The organism is Sneathiella chinensis, from assembly GCF_012720115.1.
In the GTDB taxonomy this organism is placed as follows: domain Bacteria; phylum Pseudomonadota; class Alphaproteobacteria; order Sneathiellales; family Sneathiellaceae; genus Sneathiella; species Sneathiella chinensis.
In genome coordinates this window covers 66,222-91,138 of the sequence record NZ_VNWN01000008.1, presented here as the reverse complement: position 1 = coordinate 91,138, position 24,917 = coordinate 66,222, and the positions used below count along the sequence as shown (strand labels likewise).

The following is a 24,917-nucleotide window of genomic DNA, read 5'->3' as shown; positions in this document are numbered from 1 at the left end:
TCGGTGTGAGGATGCAATATATTAAAAAATACTTAAATAAGTATAAAAATTATATACTTAATCAATTAGGTCCGTTCGTAGCGTTGGCGACAGTATGCCGGGTTTTCAGGATTACCACTGTTCGGGAACAGGGGGCCAAATTCATTTAACCGTGTTGCTTTTTGGCTGATGACCTCCCCGGCAGAAACCGAAAGAAAATTCAAAATGCAGGAACGCTTGAGGGAAAGGTGCGTTCAAAGCCACTCCGTTCATTTCTGACTCAAGCCACAGGCATAGGGAAAGCTGGTGACGCGCATGAACTGGAAAATTTGGGGAAACGGTTTTCGGGGATTCAAGGGGGTCTTGCTCTTGGGGGGGCTTCTCTTTTTCCTGTCGGCTTGCGACTCTCCTGAAGAAAAGGCCCGTTCACATTATCTGAACGGGCTGCAACTTTTTGAAGAGGCGAATTTCGTCAAGGCAGGGCTGGAATTCAGGAACGCCCTGCAGCTTGATTCCGGTCTGGCGGATGCCTGGTATCATCTGGCATTGGTCGAGGAAAAAGCGGGCAATGTGCGTGAATATGCCGGGGATCTGCAAAAAACCATCGAACTGGACCCCAATCATCTGCTGGCCCGGCTGAGAATGGGGCGGCTTCACCTCTATTCCGGGCGGCTGGACAAGGCGTCCAGCGAGGCGGAACTGATTTTGCGGCTGGCACCGGAGCGTGCCGATGTCTGGGCCTTCAAGGCGGGGGTTGCCCTCAAGAAACAGGAAATCGACACGGCGCTGGATGCTGCCGGGAAATCCCTTGCCATTGACCCGGCCAATGTGGATGCCACCATGGTGGTTGCCATTCGGAAAATTGCGGATGGCGCACCCGAGGAAGCCATCGCCATTGTCGACAAGGTGCTGGAGACCGTGAAGGTCAATGTGCCCCTTCAACTGACCAAGATGCAGGCCTATGAGGAGATGGGGGACACAGAAGGGATCGAACGCATGTTCCGCGAGTTGATCGCCGCCCATCCCAAGGACCTCCGCTATCGCAACAAGTTGGCGAAATTCTATCTGAAGCAGGGGAACCACCAAAAGGCAGAAGCGGAACTTCGGCAGATCATCGCCGAAAACCCGGACGATGCGGGGGCCCGGTTGACCCTTGTCAATTTCCTGAGAAACACGGCGGGCATGGATGCGGCAATGACAGAATTGCAGGCAATCTCGAAGGCCTACCCCATGGTTCAGCTTTACCGTTTTGCAATGGTGGAGGCGTTTCTTGTCCAAGCCCGGGAAGATGAGGCCTTGCAGGTTTTGCAGACCGTTATCGATCAGGAACCGCAAAGCCGGGATGGTTTGAAGGCACGGGTAAAATCGGCTGAAATCCGGCTGAAACGGGGCGATCGGGATGCGGCCCTGAAGGAGATTGAGAATGTCCTGGCGGCGGATGCCGGCAATACGGAGGCAATTGTCCTGAAATCCTCGATCCAGTTGGAAGAGGGGGATGTGGAAACCGCGATTATCAATCTTCGTACGGCCCTTCGAAGCCAGCCGGATCATCCCATGGCTACCATGTTGCTGGCCCGGGCTCATGAACTGAACGGGGCGCTGGAACTGGCCGAGGAGCGCTTTGACGCTGCGTTCAAAAGCTCCCTTGCCGATCCGCGTGTGGCCTATAACTTCACACAGTTTCTGTTGCGCCAGAACCAGCTTGACCGGGCCGAGACGATTTTAACCCGGTCCTTGCGGGTCTATCCCACCAATGCGGTGTTGCTGACCAATCTTGCCCAGATCCGGTTGATGAAACAGGACTGGAAAGGGGCGGAACAGGTGGCCGAGCGGCTCAAGGCCCTCAGTGCCAACAATATTATTTCCGACCAGATCATGGCCAAAACCTATGCGGGACGGAATGAACTGGAAATGAGCCTGAAAGCCTATGAGGATGCCTATGCCAAGGCTCCCAGCGGGATCAACTCGATGGTGTCCATCGTCAAGCTGAAGGTGCGCAATGGCCAATCGGAAGACGCCCTCGCCTTTCTGGAGGGTATCCGCGAGCGTGACCCGGACAACTTCCATGCACGGCTGCTCTATGGGCAACTGGTTGCCGGAAGTGGCCGCACGGAGGATGGGGTGATCGAGGTTGAGAAGGTCATTGCCGATTTGCCAAGAGAGCCGGCCGGATATTTCGCCCTGTTCTCGCTGTACGCCAAGGTCGGTGATATGCCGCAGGCGGAAAAGGCCCTTGATCGGGGGCTGGAGGCCGTGCCCGACAATTTCGCCCTGAATTTCGCACAGGCAAACCTGTATGAGAGCCGGCAGGAATATGATCGGGCCATCGCCGTTTATGACCGCATGGCGGAAAAACAGCCCGGTTCCGATATTGTCATGAACAATCTGGCCAGCCTCATATCGGCCCATCATGACGACGAGAAATCCCTCAGAAAGGCTTATGGGTACGCCAAGCGGTTCAAGAACTCACCGGTTCCGCATTTCAAGGATACGCTGGGCTGGATTCACTACAAGTTGGGAGAAGTGGAATTGGCAAAACCGTTGTTGGAAGAGGCGGTCCGCAAGATGCCGGGTATGCCGCAGCTTCGATATCATCTGGGGATGGTTTATCTGGCTGTCGGTGCCCGGAAACAGGCAGGCGAGCAGTTGGAAGAAGCGCTCCGGCTGGCAGAGACAAGCGAGTTTCGGGAACGCAAAGAGGCTGAGCGGGTTCTGGCAGAATTGCGGGAGCCACAATGATTTCAGCGTTTTGTGTCCCGGTTTGTGTGCGCTGGTTGCTTCAAGAGATGGTCGTGATTAACAGGACAGGGTGACAGTATGTATGAAGACTTCTATCGGTTGAACCGGAAGCCGTTCTCTATTCTTCCTGATCCCGATTACCTGTATTGGGGACGCAGTCATTCGCTGGCCTATGCCATGCTTGAATATGGTGTGATGAACCAGGCCGGTTTTACGGTTGTTACGGGCGAGATCGGGTGCGGGAAAACAACCCTGATCCGTCACTTGCTGAACAAGCTGGACCGGGACTACACGGTGGGTCTGGTCTCCAACATTCAGGATGGGGACTTGCTTGAATGGGTTCTGTCCTCTTTCGGGCTGCCTTATGAAAACCGCTCCCACGTGGCCTTGCATGAATTGCTGCAATCCTTTCTGATCGATCAGTATTCCCACGGAAAACGGACCATCCTGATTGTGGACGAGGCGCAGAATCTGGGAACCCGGTTGCTGGAGCAGCTTCGCCTGCTCTCCAATATCAATGCGGATAATGACCAGTTACTGCAATTGATTCTGGTCGGGCAGCCGCAGTTGAAAACCCTGTTGCAGCGCCCGGAACTGGCCCAGTTTGCCCAGCGGGTTGCCTCGGACTTTCATCTGGTGCCCCTGTCCCTGCAGGATGTGGAGAAATATATCCGTCATCGTCTGGAGGTGGCGGGCCGGTTTGACGATCTGTTCACGGATGTGGCCTGTGAGCGGATTTTTGAGGCCAGCCGGGGCATTCCCCGCCTGATCAATATCCTGTGTGATACCTGTCTGGTCTATGGCTATGCCCAGCAGGCGGAGCGGATCGACAGCGCCATCGTGGACGAGGTGATCACGGACAAGAAGACACACGGGGTCTTCAATGCAGGGGGGAGCGAACCCGGCGAGACCTCTTCCGGCCCGGTTGAAGAAGAGAAAGACAGCCGGGCCACGGTTCAGGGGCCGGTTCGGATACAGGACAGGGAGGGCGAGCCCGCCCTTGTCATCAATGACCGGGAGCTCGCCAGATTGTTGCTGTCCAAGCTGCAGACCTAGGACGGGCAGGGCCGGTGGATCAGAAACTCTTTGTCAGGGACAGGGTGATGGCATTTTCCCGAAGGTCGCTGCCATCGGCGGAGTCCCGATCGAAGAAGTTATAGGATGCGGAGGCAATGAAGCCCCGGCCAAAATCATAGTTATAATAAAGGCCAAGCTGGTAGGTGGTATCCTTGGCCAGCGCATTTCGCCCTTCCAGAACCTGTGAATAACCGGCGGTCATTCCCGCATTGGCGCGGAAGGTTAGCTGGCGGTTATACTTGCCATCAACCGACACAACCTGATCGTCGGACCCGTCGCTCAGGAATTCCCGCTTGATCAGGCTGGATGTGACGGAATAGGTGTTCCGCTCCCGCGTTCCGACCCATTCAAGCGCAAGGGTTGAGGATTTGGTGACATCATCCACATAGTCGGTGATGACGAAATTCGGCTTGTAGAGCTGCCCTTGCGGATCGAACAGTTCCGTGTTGGTCAGGCTCTGATCAGCGGTGGCCACGGTTACCTTGTAGCTGGCGGTCAGGGTATCCAGACTGGTCAGGGCATATTCCGCATCCATATCGACCACCGGATCACCATAGCGATATCCCAGTTGAACGCTGACATCCGTGCGCGGGCTGGGGGTCCAGCGCAGGCCGGCACCGCCAAAGACGCCGCTGATCTCGTCGTCATCCACGTTATCAACGGCAAAATCGTCATATCCAAGGGTCCCGAGAAGGGCAAAACGACTGTTCAGCGGATACTGGATCGTCCCTGTGGTTGAGTTCTGGTTGAATTCATCCCCGTTGTCGGCCTCGGACTTGACCGTCCCGGCATCCCAGGTCCAGTTATAGTCGGCAAAGCGGGTTCCGCTTTCCACGGTAACCCGGAACTCATGGGTCTTGCGGTCTTCCGGCTCGATGCTGGTGCCGCCCACATTGGGTTCGGAGAACCGGGTTTCGGAATAGCTGTACCGGGCGATGCCTGCCGCCCAGTTGCCAAAATTCTGTACATAATACGGGCTGATCTGGCCGTTGAAGACCTGTGTCCGGTCGCTGCCAATGGTCCGGTCCGTCGCCGCCTGATTGCCGGAGCGGGCCAGTGTTTCTTCGGTAAAGCTGAGGCGCCCATCCACGAACACATGGTCCTCGAACAGTTCCACATTACCGATCCCCAGCATTTCCTGGGTGTAACCGTCCAGTTCGTGATACTTGGCGTAATAATCCTGCGAGATATTGTAGGAGGCGTTCAGGCTGGCCCGGCGGCTTTCCCCCTCAATGGTAATGCCCGCATCCAGACTGGTGACAAAGTCGCTTTTCTCGTTGGACGGGGTTCCGAAGGCGTTGTCCGTAAACTGTTCGCTGATCCCCACATAGGGCGTGAACGTCCATTCGTCCGCAGCAGCCGAAAGCGGGGCGGTCAGGGCAAGGACACCGGTGACAAGCGCAGAATATTTCAACACATGATACCGAATTTTCTGATCTGCATTTACAGGGGAGTCCCCCATTACGACATTTTTCACAACCTGAACCGCCAAATATTTGTTTTTACTTTTGAAATCACTTTCCGGATTTTCACGAAAAAATCTAGAAGAAACTTTCCGGAATGATAATGATATCCCCCGGTAACAGGGGAACATTGGCAGAAACGTCACCATCCAGCAACAGATCGGCCAACCTGACCCGGTAGGATTTTTCAACACCCGCTTCCCGGCGCACGATAACGGACCGGTTGCCGGCCGCAAACTCTGTCATGCCGCCCACCGCGATCAGGGCATCCAGAACGGTCATCCGGTCATTGAAGGCAATGGCCATGGGCTGTACCGCCTGCCCGACAATGCGGACCTGCTGGCTGTAGGGGCCTGCGAATTCAATGACGGACACGGTCACCACCGGATCAACCACATATTTCGTCAGTCGTTCCGTAATGTTCCGGCCCAATTCCTCGGGTGTCTTTTCAGAGGCTTGCATATCGCCGATCAGCGGCGTGGAAATCTTGCCATCGGGGCGGACAGGCACGGTGACGGTAAGGTCAGGGTTTTGCCAGACAAAGATGTGAAGTTCGTCTCGCGGACCGATCACATAGTCCGGGGCCGAAGCAAGGGTGTCCGGCGCGGCGCCAGAAAGTTCAGGCTGGGATGCGCAGCCGGATAGGAACACTGACAGAAACGCAATACAGGACACTACCAGGGCTTTTCTCAGGGATATGCTCTTGTTCATGAATGCCTCCCGTTGGTCAGGATTGAAATGTTCTTGAGTGATACTCCAACATTAAAATCTGCTGAAGTATAGGCGTAGGCAGTTCCAATACACAACTTATTGAAATTGAAATATAGTAAAGAACTAATGCAGCGTTGTTTTAAGGCAACGGTTTTTGCAGGTCTCTGTCCTCTGCGGCCCTGTTTTCGCCGGGTTTTCTTTTTCGGTCCGGCTTTCCTATATGAATGACAGCACCACTCGGAGTCGACCGCAGGATATTCCGGTGACGAAACAAAAAAACACGCTGCTTTCAGATACCCTTCGAAAGTGCAACCGGGTTTTCCTCGGGGTTGCCCTTTTCGGCCTTGCCATCAATCTGCTGATGCTGACGGCGCCGCTCTTTATGATGCAGGTGTTCGACAGGGTCATTTCCAGCCGAAATACGGATACCTTGCTGATGCTGGTCATCATCGCGGCCGTGTCGCTGCTGACCATGGCTTCGCTGGAAGGGGTCCGGTCCTTCGTTCTGGTCCGGTTGAGTAGCTGGCTGGACAAAAAACTGGGCGGGACCGCCCTGAAGGCCAGTATCAACAGCACCCTGAAACAGGGAAAAGAGCCGAATATTCAGGGGCTGCGGGATCTGTCGACGGTTCGGAATTACCTGACCGGGGCCAGCATTTTCCCCATTCTGGATGCGCCTTTCGCGCCCGTTTTTCTGGGAATTTTGTTTTTGCTGCATCCTTATCTGGGGGCGATTGCCACCCTTGGAGCGGTTTTTCTGTTCGGTCTGGCACTGGCCAATGAGATGCTGACCCGGCGCCCGCTGATGGATGCAGGCAAGTACAATATCGCGGCCATGAACCACGCCGAGGCATCGGCCCGCAATGCGGATGTAATCGCGGCCATGGGGATGATGCCCAACCTGATCGGAAAATGGCACAAGGAGCATCTGGGCGCGCTGGAGCAGCAGGGCAAGGCAAGTGATCTTGGCGGCATGATCTCGGCTGTGACCAAGTTTATCCGAACCTTCCTGCAGATCACGGTTTCTGCGGTGGCGGCCCTGCTGGTCATTCAGGGGGAGATGACGGCCGGTGCCATGATCGCCAGTTCCATCATCATGGGGCGGGCGTTGGCCCCGGTTGAGCAGGCGATTTCCACCTGGAAAGGGTTTCTAGGCGCCCGGTCCGCCTATGGGCGGCTGAGCACCTTGCTAGAGGATGCGCCGATCAGTGACAAGTTCATGCCGCTGCCCCGCCCGGCCGGTCATGTGAGTGTGGAAGGCGTGACCTATATCCATCCGGGCAGCACCATTCCGGTGCTTCGCAATGTGAATTTCAAGTTGCAGGCCGGGGAATCGCTGGGTCTGATCGGCCCCACGGCATCGGGGAAATCCACGCTGGCCCGAATTCTAGTCGGCAATATCACCCCGCGCACGGGCCATTCCCGTCTGGACAATATGGATGTTGCCGAATGGGCGGCAGATGACCGGGGCCGGTATATCGGCTATCTGCCGCAGGATATCGAGCTGTTTTCCGGCACCATCCGCGAAAATATCGCCCGTATGGGAGAGGGAGACCCGGATGACGTGGTTGCCGCCGCCAACAAGGCCGGGGTGCACCAGATGATCCTGCGACTGGAAAAGGGGTATGAGACGGAAATCGGCGATGGCGGGGCGGCCCTGTCCGGCGGACAGCGCCAGCGGATCGGGTTGGCCCGGGCGCTCTATGGGAAACCCAGCCTGCTGGTTCTGGATGAGCCCAACGCCAATCTGGACAATGCAGGCGAATCCGCCCTGATGGAGGCCATGCGAACCCTCAAGCAGGAAGGAGCGACGGTGATTGTTATTGCACACCGGCCCAATGTGCTGCGGGAGGTGGATAAGGTTCTGGTCTTGCGGGGCGGCACTGTCGATGATTTTGGCGATCGGGATGCGGTGCTGGAACGCCTGCAGGGAACGCCGCCCCTGATCGCAGCAGGCGGCGGCGAGGCAGAAGACAAACAGGCCGCCCGGCAGGTCCGTATGGCGCAACTGAACGCAAAAAAGACCGGTGCCGCCGGTCGGTCCGCGTCGGGACGGGGGCGGAAGGCTGGCCGGAAAGACAGCTCCGGCGTCATCTCCCTTGGAGGCCCCCCGATGGACGGCGAAACGGGAAAGGGATCCCCCCCTGAACTTACGGATGATATCCGGCAGGAAATCCGGGCGCTGGCAGGCCGGGACCTGTCCGATCAGGAAGTGGAGGAAATCTATGGCCTGTACACGGCCGGACGGCAGGATGAAATGATGAAGCGATTGAAGGAGAGCGAATAGGTCATGTGGAAACGGGAAGGGGCCCCCGGCACTGGTGAGGTGATCGGGGTTTCACGGCCGGTCATTGCAGGGCTGGTGATTGTCTTTCTGTTCTTCGGGGTTTTCCTGGGATGGGCGGCATTTGCCCCGCTGGGCAGCGCGGCTATTGCCCGCGGCACGGTCAGTGTTGAGGGAAACCGCAAGACCGTTCAGCATCTGGAGGGCGGTATTGTCGGCGAAATTCTGGTCAAGGATGGGGATTTCGTCAACAAGGGGCAGGTCCTGATCAAGCTGGATGAAACCCAGGCGCGGGCCTCTCTTGCCATTTTGTCGGGTCGGAAAACGGTCGCCCTTGCCGAGCAGGCCCGCTTGATTGCAGAGCGGGATCGGGCGGACAAGATCACGTTCGATCCGTGGCTTCTGGAGCGTCAGGACGAGCCCAACGTGAGGGAGGCCATGCTGGGTCAACAGAATATTTTTGAGGCCCGCCGACTGGCCTATGAAGGGCAGATCACTATTCTGGAACAGAAAATCGCTCAACTTGATGAAGAAGTGATCGGGCTGGAGGGGCAGATCGCCTCCGCCGAGGAGCAACTGGCCCTGATACAGGATGAATTGAAGGATGTGGAAGAACTGGTGCGCAAGCAACTGGCCAAGCGAACCCGCCTCAGGTCGCTGCAAAGAACAGCGGCGGAACTGACCGGCGTCAAGGGCCAGAGCATCGCCAAGATTGCTCAGACAAAGCAGGCCATTGGGGAAATCCGGTTGCAGATCACGGAACTTGGAAATTCCGTCCTGAACGAGGCGGTGGCCCAGCTTCGGGATGTGCAGTCGCTTCTGTTTGATCTGAGCGAGCAGGAACGCTCGGCGCTGGATATCCTCAATCGGACCGAGGTGCGGGCGCCGAACAGCGGCCTTGTCGTCAATCTGCAGGTATACACCACCGGCGGCGTGATCCAGCCGGGCAGCGCCCTTCTGGATATCGTGCCGGTCGATGAAAAGCTGGTGGTCGGGGCCGAAGTGAACCCGACAGATATCGAATCCGTGCATATCGGGGCCAAGGCGCAAATCCGCTTTCCCGCCTTCAGCCAGCGGTCAACCAAACCGGTGGATGGCACCGTGGTCAGTGTCTCGGCAGACAGTCTTCTGAATGAGCGGACAGGAACCTATTACTATCAGGCACAGGTCGAGATCGAGAGCCTTGAAGGGTCAAACATCTCGCTGGAACAGCTTCGACCGGGCATGCAGGCGGATGTAATGATTGCAACCGGGGAGCGGACCGCACTGGATTACTTCCTTGATCCGATCCTCGCCAGTTTCTCTCGCGGTATGACCGAGCAATAACCGGCGCGCCTGTTGCTACCTCAATCCGGGACATAGGCGGGCAAAATTCGGAACACCTCTTGGGTAAAGCCCGCCAGCCGCTTTTCCGCTTCCGGGATTTCCTGTTCCGAGCGCAGCGGCAAGGACAGCCGGATCAGGGCACCGTCCGTCCGGGATGAGGTCAATCCCCCCCAAAGCAGGTTAAACTTTGCCATATATTCATTGGCGATGAAGGTGCCCCGCTGCTGGAACCAGTAATAGACCAGAAGTTTCTGGTCGCCCTTGCCGATCAGAACCCGGTTTATGGGGACGGTGGTGTCGCCGCGGGGCAGGGAAATGGTTTGCAAATCCTCGATCTTCCATCCGCCGGAAGGGATGCAGACCCGCGGGGAATGAGGGGTCTTCCCCGCCGACTGCTGTTCGTAATATCCGGCAAACAGGGTGATGGGCGGGCCTTCCCCGGTGCGGTAGTGGCCGAGAAAATAATCACTCAGTTGCAGGATTTCCTGTTCAACGCCGGGCAGCAGGTCTTCCTCGGCGATCATGCCGTTGATCTTGAGGGGGAAGCTGTTGAACGATGCCCGGGCCGGGATGCTGGGTTCCAGATGGCGCAGATAAGTGGCAAGGGGCAGGAACAGGATGCACAGGATCAGGGCGACAGTGACCGGAACGAGGGCCATGGGCGCCGGTTCCCGGCCTGTGGGTTCGGGCACGGACATGACACCCCTGCCAAGGCTTTTTCTTTCGGATCGTTTCAGGGTTATCCAGCACAAGCCTAGGGTGACAACGAAAGAAAACAGGAAGAAGACCCAGCCTTCGAACAGGTGAAAGAAGCCTTCCGAAATGCCCATATCCGTGATTTCAACAAACAGGCCGGTCAGGAAAATCCGGACACTGTTCATGATAATGGCGACCCCGGCGGCAATGCCGACAAACAGCCCCCGCTTCCAGAGGGGGATGTCGAACAGCATGGCGGTCAGGACCCCGAGGCCCACCATGGGGTACAGGTATCTTAGCCCGCTACAGGCCTCGGCGACCTGCAGGCGCAAGGTGCCAAGGTCAATGATGTTGCCGTCCTGAAAGACCGTCACCCCGACCCAGCGAAGCCACGAAACGCTGAGGTCGGAGGAGAACAATTGCAGCCCGTAGGACAGGTTTGAATTCAGGAAGCTGGGCGGGGGGACAACAAAGGGCAACAGGATCAGGGACGGAAAGACAAACCGGGCATAGGTTACGCCGCCAAAGGTCAGGAAAAGCCCGAAAATCAGCAGCAGGAAACCCAGATGGCGGGTATTCTGGATGCCTGCCTTGATGGACAAGGCATAGACGAAAACGGCCAGAAGGATGGCCCCGACCCCAAGAATAGTGCCGCGCCGATCCGGATAATCCAGCAACACCCGGCGTCGCCATAACAGGTACAGCGCGACCAGAAACATCAGCGGGCCGTGGCTGAACTCTTCCTGCCGGAGCCACGCGGACCATAATTGTTCGGCATCGGGAATATACAGGATGGAAACCAGCGTCACCGCCGCAATCAGAAGCAGCTTTCGCCAATTGACGATGCCACCCGAAATCCTTGCCATATGTTCAACCGGTTCAATGCCACTCATGGGATGTTCCCTGCCTTGCCGATCCAGCGGCTTACTCAGTAATAGACCTGATGCTTTTCCGTTGATTTGTTGAGGACAACGCCCAGCAGGTTGTCTGCCTTCAGCTTTCTTTGGGCTTCCTTGACCTCGGTCGGGGAGCTTTGCCCGCTGGATACCACCAGCAGAACGCAGTCCACCTGCGGCAGGAAGGCGATGGTATCGTCACTGGCCAGAAGGGGCGGCAGGTCAAAGATCACGATCCGGCTGTCATACCGGTCCCGAAGGTCCGCCACCAGCGATTTGACCGCCCCCGATGTCAGGGTCTCGGTCGAGGTGCGAATGGGGGTCATATGGGGAAGGACAACCAGATGGGGCACATCCGGGTTGACCAGTATTTCCGACAGCGGCACCGTACCGGCCAGATAGTCGGTGATCCCTTTTCCCTCGGGCAAGCCCAGATATTCGGCAACCTTGGGTTTTCTAAGGTCGAAATCCGCCAGCAGGGCGGTTTTGTCGGTTTGCTTGGCAATGCTGAGGGCCAGATTGATGGCCACAACCGTTTTGCCGCAACCGGGCGTTGGCGAGGTAATGGCCAGTGTCTTCCATCCTTCCATCTGCATGCGGGACAGGATTTGTGTGCGCAGGATGTCGAAGTGAACGGTGTCGGCGTCTTCGCCTGGCAGGACAATAATCCGGTTGGCAGACAGATGGGCAGGATCCGGTTTTACAACGCGGGTCTGCTCATAGGAAAAATCCAGCGTTTCTTTTTCCACCTGCCATGCCCGCCCTTTCGGTGACAGGCGGATACTTGATCCCAGGTGCTGCGTTTCCCGGGCTTTCGAAATGGCCTCTTTGATGCGCTCCATACCCAACTCCTAGAAATTCATCAGTCCCAATCCCTGCAGGACGGACCAGATACGGTAAAAAATAAGGTCAATCGGTTTGTAAAGGTAATGCATGCTGACCACCCCGGCGCCGAGAATGCCAAGCGGGACGATGGCAAGCATAAGATAGCCGACAATGCGTTTCCGGTTGTCGCTTGGCGTGCGGATATAGGGGATCGAGGCAAGCGGCGGTGCCTTGATCAAGGCTTCCAGTTCAGAAAGGCTGCGCACCCGCTTGTCCAGCAGTTCAAACAGCAGCACGACCCCAAACCCGACCGCAGCGGCCAGAACCCCGCCAGCAGCCACAATCTTCATCTTGTTGGGCCAGACCGGGTCTGTCGGTTGAAGGGGCGGTTCAAGAAGGGTAAAGCGTTCCGCCTTCTTTTCCGTTTCCAGATTTTGGGCAACTTCGGCGGTACGCTTCTTGGTTTGCAGTTCCTCGTATTTCTGCAGGACCTCCTGATAGGTGCGGGTCAGGTTGATCAGGCCCCGCTCCACCTCGGGTGTTTTCAGGATCAGGTTTTCGATGTCGGCTGCCTTTGTGCGCAATTTCGCGATATTGGCTTCATAGACGCTGATATTCTGGGCCGTTGTGGAAATTCGCACCCGCAGCTTTTCTACCAGTCGGCTGAACAGGGCGTCACTTGCACTGCCGGCGCCGCTGGTTCCCTTGGTTTCTTCATTGGCAATTTTCTGCTCAAGGGCGGCAATCTTGCGTTTCAGCGCCTTGATATCCGGGTGGGCCGCCGTCAGGCGGGAGGACGCGATGGACAATTCGTTGTTCAACTCCTCCAGCTCATTTTCCAGATTGGATTTCAGGGACTTGATCGGGGTAGAGCCGTCCAGGGTCTGGCCTTCGCTGGCGGCGGCCAGTTCAATATCCAGAAAGCGTCGTTCCTCCCGCAGCGAGCTTAGCTGCTGTTCCAGCGAGCGGATTTCATTTTCCGTTCGCTCCAGCATGGCCAGTTTCAGGTTCAGGTGTTCAGGTAGGCTCTGGTTGTTGCGGCGCTTATATTCGGAAATGGCCGCTTCGGCTTTTTCAAGCTGGGCTTTCAGTTTCTGGGTTTCCTGTTCCAGAAATTCCGTGGTTTCCGTTGCCCGGGCGGTTCGTGTCTTTACATTTTCGCTCAGGAACAGGGTGACAAGTTCGTTGGCCACCTGTGTCGCCACCACGGGCGACTTGTGCCGGAACGAGACCTTGAAGGCGATGGTCTGGCGATTGCGGCCATCGGAATTGATCACTTGCAAGCCGACCAGCCGCTGCATTTCATCCACCAGCTTTGTCGGGGACAGTTTTTGCCGCTTGTCCGCAAAGACCCCGTATTTGTCGATGATCCGCAGCAGGTTGGCGCGGGTCATCACCCGCTGCTTGATGATGGTGATCCGCTGGTTGGGGTCTGATGTGACGGTGGACTGGACCAGTTCTGTCGGGATTTGCTGGGATTCCACCAGCACGGTGCCGGAAGACTCGTATTTCGGCGTCAACAGCATGGCAATCACAACGCTGGCAATGCCGATAACAAAGGCGGGGATCAGGAAATGCAGATAGCGCCGCCGCACGATCCCCAGAATTTTGTGCAGGTCCAACGCGCTTTTCTGTTCTTCCTGATAGAAAAAGTCTGTTGTCATTGGCGTGTTGCTTTCCAGTTCAATAGGCGTTCCGGTGGACAAAGCCGACAAAGGCCGTCATCACGAGGATCTGCAGGTCAAACATCAGGGACCAGTTTTCGCAGTAATAGGTATCGTGCTGGACGCGGGCCTCCATCTTGTCGAGGGTGTTGGTTTCCCCGCGATAGCCGTTGACCTGCGCCCATCCGGTAATGCCGGGCTTGACCTTGTGGCGGGCAAAATATCCGTCGATCAGGGCGGCATATTCCTCGTTATGGTCAACGGCGTGGGGGCGGGGGCCAACCAGCGACATGGTGCCCAGCACCACATTCAAAAGTTGCGGCAGCTCATCAAGGCTGGTTCGCCGAATGATCCTTCCGACCCGTGTAATCCGGGGATCGTTTTTCGAGGCTTGAACCGTGACCGGCGCATCGCCGCAATCGGTATACATGGACCTGAACTTGTAAATCTCGAAGATCTGGTTGTTATAGCCAAACCGCTTTTGTTTAAACAGGACAGGACCCTTGCTTTCCAGCTTGATGGCAATGGCAATGGCCAGCAGGACCGGCACGGACAGGATCAGCAGCAGGGTGCCCAGAATTCGATCTTCCAGCCACTTGATGGCGACCTTCCAGTCGGACAGGGGGGAATCCACCACCTCGATCATGGGAACGCCTCCGAAATGATTGGGGGATGGCTTGTTGGGAAACCGGAACCCCACCAGATCGGAAACCAGATGGATATGGGTCGGCAATTCGCGAAGCTGGCGGACAAGATCGACCTGCCGCTCATCGGCGGTCCAGGGCAGGGCAATGATGATGTCGTCCACCTTGTAGGTGCGGACAAACCGTTTTAACTGGTCCATGTTTCCAAGGATCGGATAAGGGCCAATATGCCCCTCGTTGCGGGTTTTACGGTCATCGAAAATGCCGACAATTCGCTGCATGGACGGGGTGTGCTGGGTCAGTTGCTCCATAAGCCGTTCGGCCTGTGGCCCGGCCCCGAAAATGATCACGTTCCGCTTGCACAGACCCTTTTCGATCAGGGTGGAGACAACAAAGAAGCCGACGATCCGGCTGACCACCACCAGCGTGAAAGACGAGAACCCGAAACTGTACATCCAGATGCGGGAGAAATTGTCCGAGATTTTCAGGGAAAAGGCCACCGCCAGCAGCAGGAAGAAAGCGGTCGCACAGCAAACAGACAGGCGCGACAGGCTGATGAAGGGGGACAGGATCGCGGAAAAGGAGAATATTCCTGCAAAACGGCCGATAAAAAGATAGCAAAAGGCGATGAAGCAAATGGCGAATACATAAATTTCGCGCATATAGAGAATATCGCCGATGACTATGGAATAGGAAGCGAAACCGGCCACAACAAGAAGAAAGCAGTCCGTGAACCCGAAAATGCCGGTCAAAACAGAAGAAGAAAGCGGATAGCCGGAAATGCGGCTGTTGTCTGTCTTCCCCTGTTCGATCGGTAAGGGTTCTTCAAAACTGACAGTTTTCATGCCCTCTCCATCATGTTGTGCAGTCTCGAAATATTAATATAATCTAATGAAAATGATTTTCTTGGTTAATGAAACATAAAAATCAAAATTTTAATAAACTACTAATATAATGAGTATGCCCTTCGAATGAGAGCAATTCAGGGTGGTTCAAAAGGTTGAATTTTCTGTTTTGCTGGAGGTATTTATTGATTTTCGGGAATTGCGGTGGATCATGCACCCGTTCTGGTACGGTACGGGGGAGATAGACAGAATGACGAGCACACAGAGGGTCGATGCGGGGCCCGTATTCACACCCGGTCTTTGGGTCTGGGCGGGGCTGGTGGTTCTGATTACGGTGGGGTCGCTCCTGCCGGTGGGGAACCTGCCCCAGACGGCCTCCCTGATATCCGATAAAATCCAGCATGTCGGCGGGTACGCCCTGTTGGCAGTGGCGGCCTGCAGCGCCGCCCGGCTTAAACGTGTTGTTCTGCTATTGTTGGGGCTGTCGTTGCTGATCGGTGTGGGGATTGAGTATCTGCAACCGCTGACGGGCCGGATGTTCGAATATATGGATATTGTCGCCAATGGTGCCGGATTGTGTGCAGGCATGGCCCTTTTCAGGGGATTTCAGGGCCTAAAGAAAAAACTTATAGTAGAAAATAATTGAATATTTACACCTTATGGTTATCTCCCGGTTTTGCTGTCGTCACAGCATCAGGATCAGGAGAGTATATGGTGAACAGGAAAATTTTGATAATCGGTGCGGTGCTGGCAGCAGTTGTGCTGGTGGCCGGGGGGATTTACCAGTTTCTCGGCAGCGGCCTTACCGAGGCTGAACTGAAACTTGAACTGCAGAAGCAGATCAGCGAGGCCATCGGTGGGGATGATGTTTCGGTCGGGCCTGTAACGCTTGATACCTTCGCCGGGGAAGGGACGGTCCGGGAACTGACCATCCACAAAAAAATAGCGGACAAGGGAACAGTCTTTATCCATTTTGCGAAGATCGGCTTCAAATACAATCCGTGGAGCCATTATTTTGGTCCGGTTGAGCTGGAAACGATTGAGGTCGCCAATGTTTATTCGATGTTTGATGTGCGGGCGACAGGAAATGGCCTTGAAGCGTTTCTGACCTATTTGGGGGCGCGTTCTGCGTCACCTCGGGATCAGGGCGGGCCGCGTTTCACCGCAGAGAGCGTCAAAATCGGCAAGGCGAAACTGGAGGCCAACCTCAAGATTTCGAACCGCACGGTGCGACACCTCCTGACCATGGACCCCTGGGTTTCCGGGCCCCTCGTGAAAGAGGGCGGCTTTACCGTATCGGAACTGATCAAGGAGGGCATGGGCCAGTATGGCAGCCGCCTTGTTAAAAAGACCAGCAAGCTGAACGATCTGGTGCAGGTTCGCTAACGCCGGTGCAATAATACAGCAAATACCCTGTGCGAATGCGGGCGGCCCCGTTTGAGGTCTTGCCCTCATTCGCATTGGCTATTAAATGTAGGGCAATTGTTTACAAGGCAAGGAACGAACATGGCTTCCGTCGTGCATCTGATTAGTACAATTATCCAGATCTTCATCTGGTTGCTTATCGCCAACGCTGTCCTTAGCTGGCTGATCGCGTTTAATATTGTCAATACAAGGAACCAGTTCGTCGCAACGGTTGGTGAATTTCTGTACAAGATCACCGAACCGGCATTGCGCCCCCTTCGCAAGGTGATCCCCAATTTCGGGGGAATTGATATTTCCCCCATCGTTCTGATCCTGATCCTGATCTTTATCCAGAACCTGATGTACGAGTATCTGTTCCGGTTATGACCTTGCCGATCACGGTTACCAAACGCGGGGTTGTCCTGCAGGTCAGGCTGACGCCCAATGCGTCTGATAACCGGGTTGAAGGAATTGCGGAAGATGCGGAGGGGAACAGCCGGTTGCGGGTCCGTGTAACGGCTGTTCCTGAAAAGGGAAAGGCCAACAAGGCGCTGGAAAAGCTGCTGTCCCGGTTTCTGGGATGTTCGAAAAGCGATCTTGAGATCGTCAGCGGCCAGACGGACCGGAACAAGAATATCTGTATTGCAGGAGACGTGGAAACCACCACCCTCATGGTGGAAACCGCGCTCAAGAAAGTCATGTAGTGAGAATGAGACATTCAACGGAACGATATATCCAGTTCGCAAAAGCGCTGCTGGTGGGCGCGCTGACCGGGGTTGTGGGCGCTGTTGTGCTGGTGGCCCTGCCGGGGGCGGCCCTGATCATGGTGGTCGGGGCGCTGGGGCTGGACTGGGACCTGTCGTGGTTCCCGTCGGTTGCTACCCTGATGGCGCTCGGTGCGCTGTGCGGAGCCGGGTTCGCAGGTATCCTTTATATCAAGGACCAGTATGTTCCCTATGTGGAGAAGGTGCCCGACTTTGAACGGGATGACGACGACCTGACCGGAAGCGGCACAGGATATTGAGGGGTCCAAGTCTTTCAGGATCCGGGCATTAAAAAAAGGCGGCACACAGGCCGCCCTTTTTCATGGATTTTTCTGAACCGGATCAGCTTTTCTGACGGTGCAGCAGACGCAGGCGCAGGGCGTTCAGCTTGATAAAGCCTTCCGCGTCGCGCTGGTCGTAAACGGTGTCTTCCTCGAAGGTCACATGCTCCATGGAATAGAGGGAGAACTTGCTCTTCCGTCCAACGACGCTGACACGACCCTTGTAGAGTTTCAGGCGGACAACACCGGCAACCTTTTCCTGGCTCTTGTCGATCAGGGCCTGCAGCATTTCCCGCTCCGGAGAGAACCACAGACCGTTATAGATCAGTTCCGCATAGCGCGGCATGATATCGTCCTTCAGGTGCATGGCACCGCGGTCAAGGGTGATCTGCTCGATGCCGCGGTGGGCTTCCAGCATGATGGTTCCGCCGGGTGTTTCGTAGATACCACGGGATTTCATGCCGACAAACCGGCCTTCGACGAGGTCAAGACGGCCAATGCCATTGGCGCCAGCAACCTTGTTGAGGGCGGTCAGCATTTCAGCCGGGCTCAGGCGTTTGCCATCAAGGGCAACAGGATCGCCCTTTTCATATTCAATCTCGATATAGGTCGGGGTGTCCGGGGCTTCTTCCGGTGACACGGTCCGGGAGTAGACATACTCGCCGGCTTCTTCCCACGGATCCTCAAGCGCCTTGCCCTCGGCAGAGATGTGCAGCAGGTTGGCATCGACAGAGAACGGCGCCTCGCCGCGCTTGTCTTTGGGGATCGGAATCTGGTTCTTTTCAGCGAAATCGATCAGCTTGGTCCGGGAGTTCAGGTCCCATTCCCGCCACGGGGCAATGACCTTGATGTCCGGGTTCAGGGCGTAATAACCCAGTTCGAAACGAACTTGGTCGTTGCCCTTGCCGGTTGCGCCGTGGGCCACGGCGTCAGCGCCAACCTCGCGGGCGATTTCGATCTGGCGCTTGGAGATCAGCGGCCGGGCGATGGAGGTACCCAGCAGGTACTGGCCTTCATAGACGGCGTTGGCGCGGAACATCGGGAAAACGAAGTCGCGCACGAATTCCTCGCGCAGGTCATCAACATAGATTTCCTTGATGCCCAGCATCTCGGCCTTGGCGCGGGCAGGTTCAAGTTCCTCTCCCTGACCAAGATCGGCGGTAAAGGTCACCACCTCACAGTTATAGGTTGTCTGCAACCATTTCAGGATTACGGAAGTATCAAGGCCGCCTGAATAGGCCAGAACGACTTTCTTGATGTCTTGAGACATGGCGTATTACCTTCAAAGGAAAACTTGTTTGATAACGGTTTGATGCGCGAAAATAGGCGAAAAATACCGGTTTCGCAAGGGGAGACGCGAAATACCGGAATTCGGTATTTCGCGGTTGTTCAGTCTGTCTTATTTCAGGAAGCGGTAGCGCGGCGCTCAGCGGCGCTTTGCTTTGTACTGGCTGATTTCAACTGGCCGCAAGCCGCCATGATGTCCCGTCCGCGGGGCACCCGCACAGGGGAGGAATAGCCCGCATCATTGACGATCTTGGCAAAGCGGTGGATCGCATTGTTGCTGGAACATTCATACTGGCTGCCGGGCCACGGGTTGAACGGGATCAGGTTGACCTTGGCCGGAATGTCCTTCAGCAGGCGCACCAGCTCGCGGGCATCGGCCGGGCTGTCATTGATACCGTCCAGCATCACATATTCAAAGGTGATGCGGCGGGCGTTGTTGCTGGCCGGATAGTCTTTACAGGCCTGCAGCAGTTCCTTGATGGGGTAACGCTTGTTGATGGGCACCAGCACATCGCGGATTTCATCGGTGACCGCATGCAGGGAAATGGCAAGGTTGACGCCCAGTTCATCCCCGCACTGACGGATTTTCGGCACCACACCGGAGGTGGACAGGGTAATCCGCCGCTTGGACAGGGAAATCCCTTCGCCGTCCATGATGATGCTGAGGGCCTTGGCCACATTGTCATAGTTGAGCAGGGGTTCGCCCATGCCCATCATGACAATATTGGAAATCATGCGGTTGCCCTTGGGGCTCGGCCATTCACCGATGGTGTCGCGGGCGACCAGCATCTGGGAGATGATTTCACCGGCGGTAAGGTTGCGGACCAGCTTCATGGTGCCCGTATGGCAGAAGCTGCAGGTCAGGGTACAACCCACCTGACTGGACACGCAAAGAGCGCCCCGGTCTTCTTCGGGAATATGAACCGATTCGACTTCCTGCCCATCCGGGAACTTGACCAGCCATTTGCGGGTGCCGTCCACGGATTCCTGAAGGCTGGTGATTTCCGGCCGATCAACAGTGAATTTTTCCGGCAGGGTGGCCCGCATCTCTTTCGAGATGGAGGTCATGTCCTCGAACCGGGATGCGCCGCGATAATACAGCCAGTGAAAGAGCTGTCTTGCGCGCATTTTGGCGCTTTTCTCGGCTTCGCCTTCCTCGATCAGGGCCGCAGCAATTTCCTTGCGGGTCAGTCCGATCAGGTTCTTGCGAATAGCCAGCAGTTCAGGCTGCCGATCGACAGCCTCTACATCAGGTACCAGATGTTCCATGGGTCAATAATACTTCTAAAAGTTCAGGCGCACACGGCGCGGCGCTTAGCTGCAGCTTTTTCTAATCTGCTTATGCGCTGCTGTAAAGCCCTGTAATGAATAACTGTCTGTTGTGACGGTGCCGCGGCTGGATGTGCCGGTAACGGTCAGTTTTGATCCATTGCGGAAGGCATTGATCAGTTTGGCGTCGCTTTCCCCATCGGGAACCCAGGCCACATCCTCATCGGTGGCAAGGATGAAGTTCTGGTTGCCAACGGTGAATTTGACGGTCGACTGGTCCTTGTAGGGATAGCCGGTCACGTGGCTGATCTCTTCCTTGGACTTGGATTTGGGGCGGTGGGTAATCATCAGGTAGATGTCACCGCGATTGGCATTCTTGGGCAGGGACTTGGTCGGGCGGGAGAGCATGTAACAGACCTTCTCGCCATTTTCCAGCCAGGTATAGGCCTGCCAGTCCTTGAAGATGCCAATGGAGCGCGGGTCGGCTTCGTTAGCGACAGCAACAGAGGCGGAAACAATCAAGCCAATACCGGCAAGGGGAGAAAGGATGTTTTTAAACAGAGATTTTACCATGTGCTCGCGATACCTGGTTTTAGGTCCATTTTTCAACATGCTGATCCGCATGTTACTCAATTTCAGCCGGATTTGAAGAAAAGAGTTGTCTCTTTACTTTTCAACTTTCGGGATGCGTTTCAAGGGGGCACCCTGAATATGGTCCGGCACCGGCACCGGTTTGCCCAGTTCGCTGGTCGGGCGGGTGGCGAACCGGCCGTGGCTGACGATCCGGTCATACATGACAATGGCGCCTGCCGTAGCCACATTCAAACAGAACTTTGTCGGAATTTTGATGAAGTAGTCGCACCGTTCCTGCAGGGCAGGGGACAGGGAACCCCGTTCCCGGCCCAGAATATAGGCGGCGCTGATGGGGTGATAGAAGCTCGGCAGGTCCTCGGCTTCATCCAGAAGCTCAACCCCGACAATCTTGCAGCCACGGGGCAGCATCATGTCATCCAGCGTGTCGAAATCGTACCACGGGATGTTGCGAGGCGCGACACTGGTATCGGATCTGGCTTTACGGACGGAGTATTCTGCGCCGACGGTAAAGACAAAACCGGCACCGAAGGCATGGGCCGTTCTGAAAAGATTGCCGGCGTTCATGGGCTTGCTGATCCCCTCGACGCCGATACCGAAATAACCTCTACTCATTCATGAATTTCCTTAACGCACGCTTGGAAATGGGCTAACTAGAAGTGATATTTTCCATTGATATCCCAGAACAAACCGGAGCCCACGCCCCATGACTAACCGATCTGGACAGAAAAGCGCAAGACCCGCTATTCAAGTGACGGTCAGAAGAGGGACGATGGTGGAAAGTGTGCATCAGGTGAACGCGGCCGTTATGGACGCGGCCGGCACGCTGCTTCATCGCTGGGGCGATATTGAAAAACCGGTCTATCTGCGCTCTGCCATCAAGCCCATTCAGGCCCTGCCCTTCGTGGAAAGCGGGGCGGCGGACGCCTGCAACGCCACGGACAGGGAAATCTCGCTCGCCTGTGCGTCCCACACCGGAGAGGACATCCATGTGGACGCGGTGACCGCGTGGCTGGACCGGTTGGGTCTTGGGATTGAGGATCTGGAATGCGGGGCCCACTGGCCAAGCTACCGCCCGGCGGAACGGGCGCTTGCCGCCCGCGGGGAACAGCCGACGGCGGCCCATAACAACTGTTCCGGCAAGCATACCGGTTTTCTGGCGACGGCCCGCCATCTTGGGGAGCCCTTGCAGGGATATATCCATCTGGATCATCCGGTGCAGCAACGCATTGTCCGGGTACTGGAGGATTTCACCGGGCTGGACCTGTCACGGGCGCCGATCGGTATTGATGGCTGTTCGATCCCGACCCTTGGCGTGCCGCTGGATCGGGCTGCGCTGGCGATTGCCCGGTTTGCCGACCCATCCGCCCTTGGCGCGGAGCGGGCGGCTGCCTGCCACCGTATCCAGCAGGCCATTGCCTGCGAACCGATGATGATTGCCGGATCGGACCGGTTATGCACGGCCCTTAACGGGTCGGCCCGGGGGGCGGTCATTGCCAAGGTCGGGGCGGAAGGCGTCTATCTTGCCGCCTTGCCGAAACTGGGGCTTGGCATTTCCATGAAAACCGTGGATGGCACCACACGGGGCTGCGAAGCGGCCCTTGGGGCGGTGCTGGAGACCCTGGGGGTCATGACAGACGAAATGCACACGGCAATGGACGGTTTCACCCGACCGGTCCTGAAAAACTGGAACGGGTTTGAGGTCGGCCAGATTGAGGCCCACCTCGATGCGGCGCAACCGGAAGGCTGAACTCGGCATTCGGAAATTGACCTTTTGGTCGGGTTGACGCTAACTTGTGTGCAGCGCAAAAAATATGCTCTTGGATAAACCATAAAAAGAATGAAACGGGGACGTTATGAAAGCTCTAGTCTGTAAGGAATTTGGTGGTCCGGATGATCTGGTGCTCGAGGATGTGGCAGAGCCGACCATCGAGCCGGGCAAGGTCAAGATCGAGATTCACTCGGTTGGCCTGAATTTTCCGGATACCCTGATGATTGCCGGTAAATACCAGTTCAAACCTGCTTTTCCCTTCTCTCCGGGCATGGAAAGTGCCGGGGTTGTGACGGAAGTGGGCGAAGGGGTCACCCGGATCAAGGTCGGGGACCGGGTTATGGCCAATCACGGCTTTGGCGGTTTTGCCGAATATGTGCTGGCCCCGGAAGAAGCCACCTATGTGCTGCCGGACAACATGCCCTATGATCAGGCGGCTGGTTTCCCGGTTACCTATGGCACCACCTATCATGCGCTGGTTGACCGGGCCCAGATCAAGCCGGGCGAGGTTCTTCTGGTTCATGGCGCTGCCGGTGGCGTTGGCCTGAACGCTGTTGAAATCGGCAAGGCGCTGGGGGCGACGGTTATCGGTACGGTCGGGTCTGACGAGAAAAAAGACATTGTTCGCCAGTACGGGGCCGATCATGTGATCAACTATTCCACCGAAAGCATTCGCGACCGGGTCAAGGAACTGACCGATGGCAAGGGCGCCGACGTGATTTACGATCCGGTGGGCGGCGATGCGTTCGATCAGTCCATGCGCTGCATCAACTGGGAAGGCCGCCTGCTGGTGGTCGGGTTTGCATCGGGCCGGATTGCGGAACTGAAAACCAACCTTGCCCTGCTCAAGGGCTGTTCCGTCATGGGTGTGTTCTGGGGTGAATTTGCCCGCCGTACGCCAGAGGCCAACCGGGCCAACTTCGAAACCATGCTGAAAATGGTCGAGAAGGGGGATCTGAAACCACACGTATCCCATCATTTCCCGTTGGAACAGGGCGGCGAGGCCATGAAGGCCCTTCTGTCCCGCAAGACCACCGGTAAAGTTGTCATTACCGTCAAGGACTGAAGACGTGGAAACAGGGAGGAAAGGTCGGGACCGGGCGGTTCGCCGTCAGTATGAGGAATTTCCGTATCCTCCCCGTGACCCGCAAGAGGAAAAGAAGCGGCTGATTACGGGAAGTCCCAGTCACATGAACGAGGTCAACCACTATATTTTTGGTGGCGGACGGGATTTCTCAAAGCCGTTCCGGGCGCTGGTTGCCGGCGGCGGAACCGGGGATGCGGCCATTATGATGGCGCAGCAACTGGCCGACCGGGGCACCGGCGGCACCGTGACCTATGTGGACCTGTCCACCGCCAGCCGCAAGGTTGTCGAGGAACGGGCCCGCGTTCGCGGACTGACCAATATGGAATTTCATACTGGTTCCCTGCTGGACCTTCCGACCATGGGGTTTGCGCCGTTCGATTATATCGATTGCTGCGGAGTGCTTCATCATCTGGAAAGCCCGGAAGAAGGGTTGAAGGCGCTTGAGGCGGTTCTGGCCGAGGACGGCGGCATGGGGCTGATGGTCTATGCGACCCTTGGCCGAAACGGTGTCTATCCCGTCCAGAACGCCCTTCGCACCCTTGTCGGGGATGAGGCGCCGGGAAAACAGGTGGCCCTTGCCCGCAAATTTGTGGACGGGTTGCCGAAAACCAACTGGCTGCTGCGCAATCCGTTTGTGGGGGACCACAAACTGGGTGACGACGCGGCCTTTTATGATTTGTTGCTGCATCCACGGGATCGCAGTTATCTGGTGCCTGAGGTTATCGAGCTTCTGGGCACCGCCGGGATGGAACTGGTCAGCTTTATCGAGCCGGTTCGCTATGACCCGGCGGTCTTTATCAGGGACCCGGAGTTGCAAAAGCGGCTCAAGACCCTGACCCCCGTTGAAAAGGCCGCAGTGGCGGAGAATGTGACCGGATCGCTTAAAACCCATCTGTTTTATGTGAAAAAACAGGGACGGGCGGATGGTGCAACCGCCAGGATTGCCCCGCATATGATCCCGGTTCTGAAAGACGGCAACCCGCCGGAGGTACTGGCCCGGGCCTTCAAGGGGAAAAGTTTCAAGGTGGGCTTTGACGGCGAAGAGGTCATGCTGCCCCTGCCGGACCATATTTCCCGCATTGTGGCCCTGTTTGACGGCAACAGGACGCTGGCGGATATCCAGACGGAACTATCCCTGAATTGGGAGGCCTGCCGCAAGCAGGTTGCCCCGGTTATCCGGTTCCTGAACGGGCTGAATATCTTGTGGCTGCGGTCATCCCGGCCTGACTGATCCGGGGCCCGGTTCCGGGGCAGACGGCCAGAAAAAGCTGTTATTTGGTCGTTTGCTTGGGTATTAATCTTGGAAAACTACAG

22 protein-coding genes are annotated in these 24,917 nt (G+C 56.5%); 12 read left to right on the top strand and 10 right to left on the bottom strand.

Features of this window, described 5'->3' with window-relative positions; translation table 11 throughout:
• The first annotated feature begins 348 nt into the window (after positions 1 to 348).
• A complete protein-coding gene (locus FQB27_RS15310) occupies positions 349 to 2,718 on the top strand; it encodes a tetratricopeptide repeat protein (RefSeq protein WP_169561945.1) in 2,370 nt (789 codons plus the stop codon).
• A 78-nt stretch (positions 2,719 to 2,796) separates the two neighbouring features.
• Positions 2,797 to 3,774, top strand: a complete 978-nt coding sequence (locus FQB27_RS15305; protein ID WP_169561944.1) for an ExeA family protein — start codon at positions 2,797 to 2,799, stop codon at positions 3,772 to 3,774.
• Positions 3,775 to 3,793: 19 nt separating this feature from the next.
• On the opposite strand, the gene FQB27_RS15300 is transcribed toward FQB27_RS15305, so the two are convergent.
• Positions 3,794 to 5,212 (bottom strand): TIGR03016 family PEP-CTERM system-associated outer membrane protein, encoded by a 1,419-nt coding sequence (locus FQB27_RS15300; RefSeq protein ID WP_169561943.1) that lies wholly within the window; start codon positions 5,210 to 5,212, stop codon positions 3,794 to 3,796.
• A gap of 124 nt (positions 5,213 to 5,336) precedes the next feature.
• Positions 5,337 to 5,969: an XrtA/PEP-CTERM system exopolysaccharide export protein gene (locus FQB27_RS15295; RefSeq protein ID WP_169561942.1), complete on the bottom strand. Its 633-nt coding sequence runs from the start codon at positions 5,967 to 5,969 to the stop codon at positions 5,337 to 5,339.
• Between the two features lie 262 nt (positions 5,970 to 6,231).
• On the opposite strand from FQB27_RS15295, the gene FQB27_RS15290 reads away from it, so the two are divergent.
• Together FQB27_RS15290 and FQB27_RS15285 are read left to right on the top strand one after the other, a co-directional pair.
• Entirely contained in the window at positions 6,232 to 8,256 is a 2,025-nt protein-coding gene (locus FQB27_RS15290) for a type I secretion system permease/ATPase (RefSeq protein WP_169561941.1), read from the top strand.
• Between the two features lie 3 nt (positions 8,257 to 8,259).
• Complete coding sequence (locus FQB27_RS15285) at positions 8,260 to 9,579, top strand: HlyD family type I secretion periplasmic adaptor subunit (protein WP_169561940.1); 1,320 nt, start codon at positions 8,260 to 8,262, stop codon at positions 9,577 to 9,579.
• 20 nt (positions 9,580 to 9,599) lie between these two features.
• Here the strand turns inward: FQB27_RS15285 and xrtD are convergent, their stop codons facing one another.
• The 4 genes from xrtD to FQB27_RS15265 are packed head-to-tail and all read right to left on the bottom strand — an operon-like array spanning position 9,600 to position 15,149.
• Positions 9,600 to 11,168, bottom strand: coding sequence for a VPLPA-CTERM-specific exosortase XrtD (xrtD, locus tag FQB27_RS15280; protein ID WP_169561939.1), 1,569 nt, complete (start codon positions 11,166 to 11,168; stop codon positions 9,600 to 9,602).
• Between the two features lie 35 nt (positions 11,169 to 11,203).
• A complete protein-coding gene (locus FQB27_RS15275; protein ID WP_169561938.1) occupies positions 11,204 to 12,013 on the bottom strand; it encodes a CpsD/CapB family tyrosine-protein kinase in 810 nt (269 codons plus the stop codon).
• Between the two features lie 9 nt (positions 12,014 to 12,022).
• Positions 12,023 to 13,660: a GumC family protein gene (locus FQB27_RS15270; RefSeq protein ID WP_169561937.1), complete on the bottom strand. Its 1,638-nt coding sequence runs from the start codon at positions 13,658 to 13,660 to the stop codon at positions 12,023 to 12,025.
• 19 nt (positions 13,661 to 13,679) lie between these two features.
• Positions 13,680 to 15,149, bottom strand: coding sequence for an undecaprenyl-phosphate glucose phosphotransferase (locus tag FQB27_RS15265; protein ID WP_169561936.1), 1,470 nt, complete (start codon positions 15,147 to 15,149; stop codon positions 13,680 to 13,682).
• Positions 15,150 to 15,399: 250 nt separating this feature from the next.
• Here FQB27_RS15265 and FQB27_RS15260 point away from each other — a divergent pair, with 250 nt between their 5' ends.
• From FQB27_RS15260 to FQB27_RS15240, 5 genes are all read left to right on the top strand, one after another.
• Complete coding sequence (locus FQB27_RS15260; protein WP_169561935.1) at positions 15,400 to 15,795, top strand: VanZ family protein; 396 nt, start codon at positions 15,400 to 15,402, stop codon at positions 15,793 to 15,795.
• A gap of 65 nt (positions 15,796 to 15,860) precedes the next feature.
• Positions 15,861 to 16,535: a hypothetical protein gene (locus tag FQB27_RS15255; protein WP_169561934.1), complete on the top strand. Its 675-nt coding sequence runs from the start codon at positions 15,861 to 15,863 to the stop codon at positions 16,533 to 16,535.
• A gap of 120 nt (positions 16,536 to 16,655) precedes the next feature.
• Positions 16,656 to 16,940 carry a YggT family protein gene (locus FQB27_RS15250; RefSeq protein WP_169561933.1) on the top strand — a complete coding sequence of 95 codons (285 nt, stop codon included), beginning with the start codon at positions 16,656 to 16,658 and terminating at the stop codon, positions 16,938 to 16,940.
• Positions 16,937 to 17,257 carry a DUF167 domain-containing protein gene (locus FQB27_RS15245; RefSeq protein WP_169561932.1) on the top strand — a complete coding sequence of 107 codons (321 nt, stop codon included), beginning with the start codon at positions 16,937 to 16,939 and terminating at the stop codon, positions 17,255 to 17,257. Before FQB27_RS15250 ends, FQB27_RS15245 begins: the two co-directional genes overlap by 4 nt.
• A 5-nt stretch (positions 17,258 to 17,262) precedes the next feature.
• On the top strand, positions 17,263 to 17,577 hold the full coding sequence (locus FQB27_RS15240) for a hypothetical protein (RefSeq protein ID WP_169561931.1): 315 nt from the start codon (positions 17,263 to 17,265) through the stop codon (positions 17,575 to 17,577).
• A gap of 82 nt (positions 17,578 to 17,659) precedes the next feature.
• Here the strand turns inward: FQB27_RS15240 and FQB27_RS15235 are convergent, their stop codons facing one another.
• The 4 genes from FQB27_RS15235 to FQB27_RS15220 form a co-directional block, all read right to left on the bottom strand.
• Positions 17,660 to 18,868, bottom strand: coding sequence for an argininosuccinate synthase (locus FQB27_RS15235; RefSeq protein WP_169561930.1), 1,209 nt, complete (start codon positions 18,866 to 18,868; stop codon positions 17,660 to 17,662).
• Positions 18,869 to 19,002: 134 nt separating this feature from the next.
• On the bottom strand, positions 19,003 to 20,154 hold the full coding sequence (rlmN, locus tag FQB27_RS15230; RefSeq protein WP_169561929.1) for a dual-specificity RNA methyltransferase RlmN: 1,152 nt from the start codon (positions 20,152 to 20,154) through the stop codon (positions 19,003 to 19,005).
• Between the two features lie 45 nt (positions 20,155 to 20,199).
• The gene (locus FQB27_RS15225) at positions 20,200 to 20,727 is read right to left on the bottom strand and encodes an invasion associated locus B family protein (RefSeq protein WP_169561928.1); all 528 of its coding nucleotides are present in this window, start codon (positions 20,725 to 20,727) and stop codon (positions 20,200 to 20,202) included.
• A gap of 93 nt (positions 20,728 to 20,820) precedes the next feature.
• Entirely contained in the window at positions 20,821 to 21,360 is a 540-nt protein-coding gene (locus tag FQB27_RS15220) for an RNA methyltransferase (protein ID WP_169561927.1), read from the bottom strand.
• 136 nt (positions 21,361 to 21,496) lie between these two features.
• Between FQB27_RS15220 and FQB27_RS15215 the strand changes: the two genes are divergently transcribed.
• The 3 genes from FQB27_RS15215 to FQB27_RS15205 all read left to right on the top strand — a co-directional run bounded on the left by FQB27_RS15215 (position 21,497) and on the right by FQB27_RS15205 (position 24,834).
• A complete protein-coding gene (locus tag FQB27_RS15215) occupies positions 21,497 to 22,495 on the top strand; it encodes an asparaginase (RefSeq protein ID WP_206374724.1) in 999 nt (332 codons plus the stop codon).
• A gap of 106 nt (positions 22,496 to 22,601) precedes the next feature.
• A complete protein-coding gene (locus FQB27_RS15210; protein ID WP_169561925.1) occupies positions 22,602 to 23,582 on the top strand; it encodes an NADPH:quinone oxidoreductase family protein in 981 nt (326 codons plus the stop codon).
• 4 nt (positions 23,583 to 23,586) lie between these two features.
• On the top strand, positions 23,587 to 24,834 hold the full coding sequence (locus tag FQB27_RS15205) for a class I SAM-dependent methyltransferase (RefSeq protein WP_206374722.1): 1,248 nt from the start codon (positions 23,587 to 23,589) through the stop codon (positions 24,832 to 24,834).
• Positions 24,835 to 24,917: the final 83 nt, after the last annotated feature.

Excerpts from the sequence above, each read along its gene's own strand:
- FQB27_RS15305 (WP_169561944.1), top strand. The coding sequence starts at position 2,797 with ATGTATGAAGACTTCTATCGGTTGAACCGGAAGCCGTTCTCTATTCTT.
- FQB27_RS15295 (WP_169561942.1), bottom strand. The coding sequence starts at position 5,969 with ATGAACAAGAGCATATCCCTGAGAAAAGCCCTGGTAGTGTCCTGTATT.
- FQB27_RS15285 (WP_169561940.1), top strand. The coding sequence starts at position 8,260 with ATGTGGAAACGGGAAGGGGCCCCCGGCACTGGTGAGGTGATCGGGGTT.
- xrtD (WP_169561939.1), bottom strand. The coding sequence starts at position 11,168 with ATGAGTGGCATTGAACCGGTTGAACATATGGCAAGGATTTCGGGTGGC.
- FQB27_RS15275 (WP_169561938.1), bottom strand. The coding sequence starts at position 12,013 with ATGGAGCGCATCAAAGAGGCCATTTCGAAAGCCCGGGAAACGCAGCAC.
- FQB27_RS15270 (WP_169561937.1), bottom strand. The coding sequence starts at position 13,660 with ATGACAACAGACTTTTTCTATCAGGAAGAACAGAAAAGCGCGTTGGAC.
- FQB27_RS15265 (WP_169561936.1), bottom strand. The coding sequence starts at position 15,149 with ATGAAAACTGTCAGTTTTGAAGAACCCTTACCGATCGAACAGGGGAAG.
- FQB27_RS15260 (WP_169561935.1), top strand. The coding sequence starts at position 15,400 with ATGACGAGCACACAGAGGGTCGATGCGGGGCCCGTATTCACACCCGGT.
- FQB27_RS15255 (WP_169561934.1), top strand. The coding sequence starts at position 15,861 with ATGGTGAACAGGAAAATTTTGATAATCGGTGCGGTGCTGGCAGCAGTT.
- FQB27_RS15250 (WP_169561933.1), top strand. The coding sequence starts at position 16,656 with ATGGCTTCCGTCGTGCATCTGATTAGTACAATTATCCAGATCTTCATC.
- FQB27_RS15245 (WP_169561932.1), top strand. The coding sequence starts at position 16,937 with ATGACCTTGCCGATCACGGTTACCAAACGCGGGGTTGTCCTGCAGGTC.
- FQB27_RS15240 (WP_169561931.1), top strand. The coding sequence starts at position 17,263 with ATGAGACATTCAACGGAACGATATATCCAGTTCGCAAAAGCGCTGCTG.
- FQB27_RS15235 (WP_169561930.1), bottom strand. The coding sequence starts at position 18,868 with ATGTCTCAAGACATCAAGAAAGTCGTTCTGGCCTATTCAGGCGGCCTT.
- rlmN (WP_169561929.1), bottom strand. The coding sequence starts at position 20,154 with ATGGAACATCTGGTACCTGATGTAGAGGCTGTCGATCGGCAGCCTGAA.
- FQB27_RS15225 (WP_169561928.1), bottom strand. The coding sequence starts at position 20,727 with ATGGTAAAATCTCTGTTTAAAAACATCCTTTCTCCCCTTGCCGGTATT.
- FQB27_RS15220 (WP_169561927.1), bottom strand. The coding sequence starts at position 21,360 with ATGAGTAGAGGTTATTTCGGTATCGGCGTCGAGGGGATCAGCAAGCCC.
- FQB27_RS15210 (WP_169561925.1), top strand. The coding sequence starts at position 22,602 with ATGAAAGCTCTAGTCTGTAAGGAATTTGGTGGTCCGGATGATCTGGTG.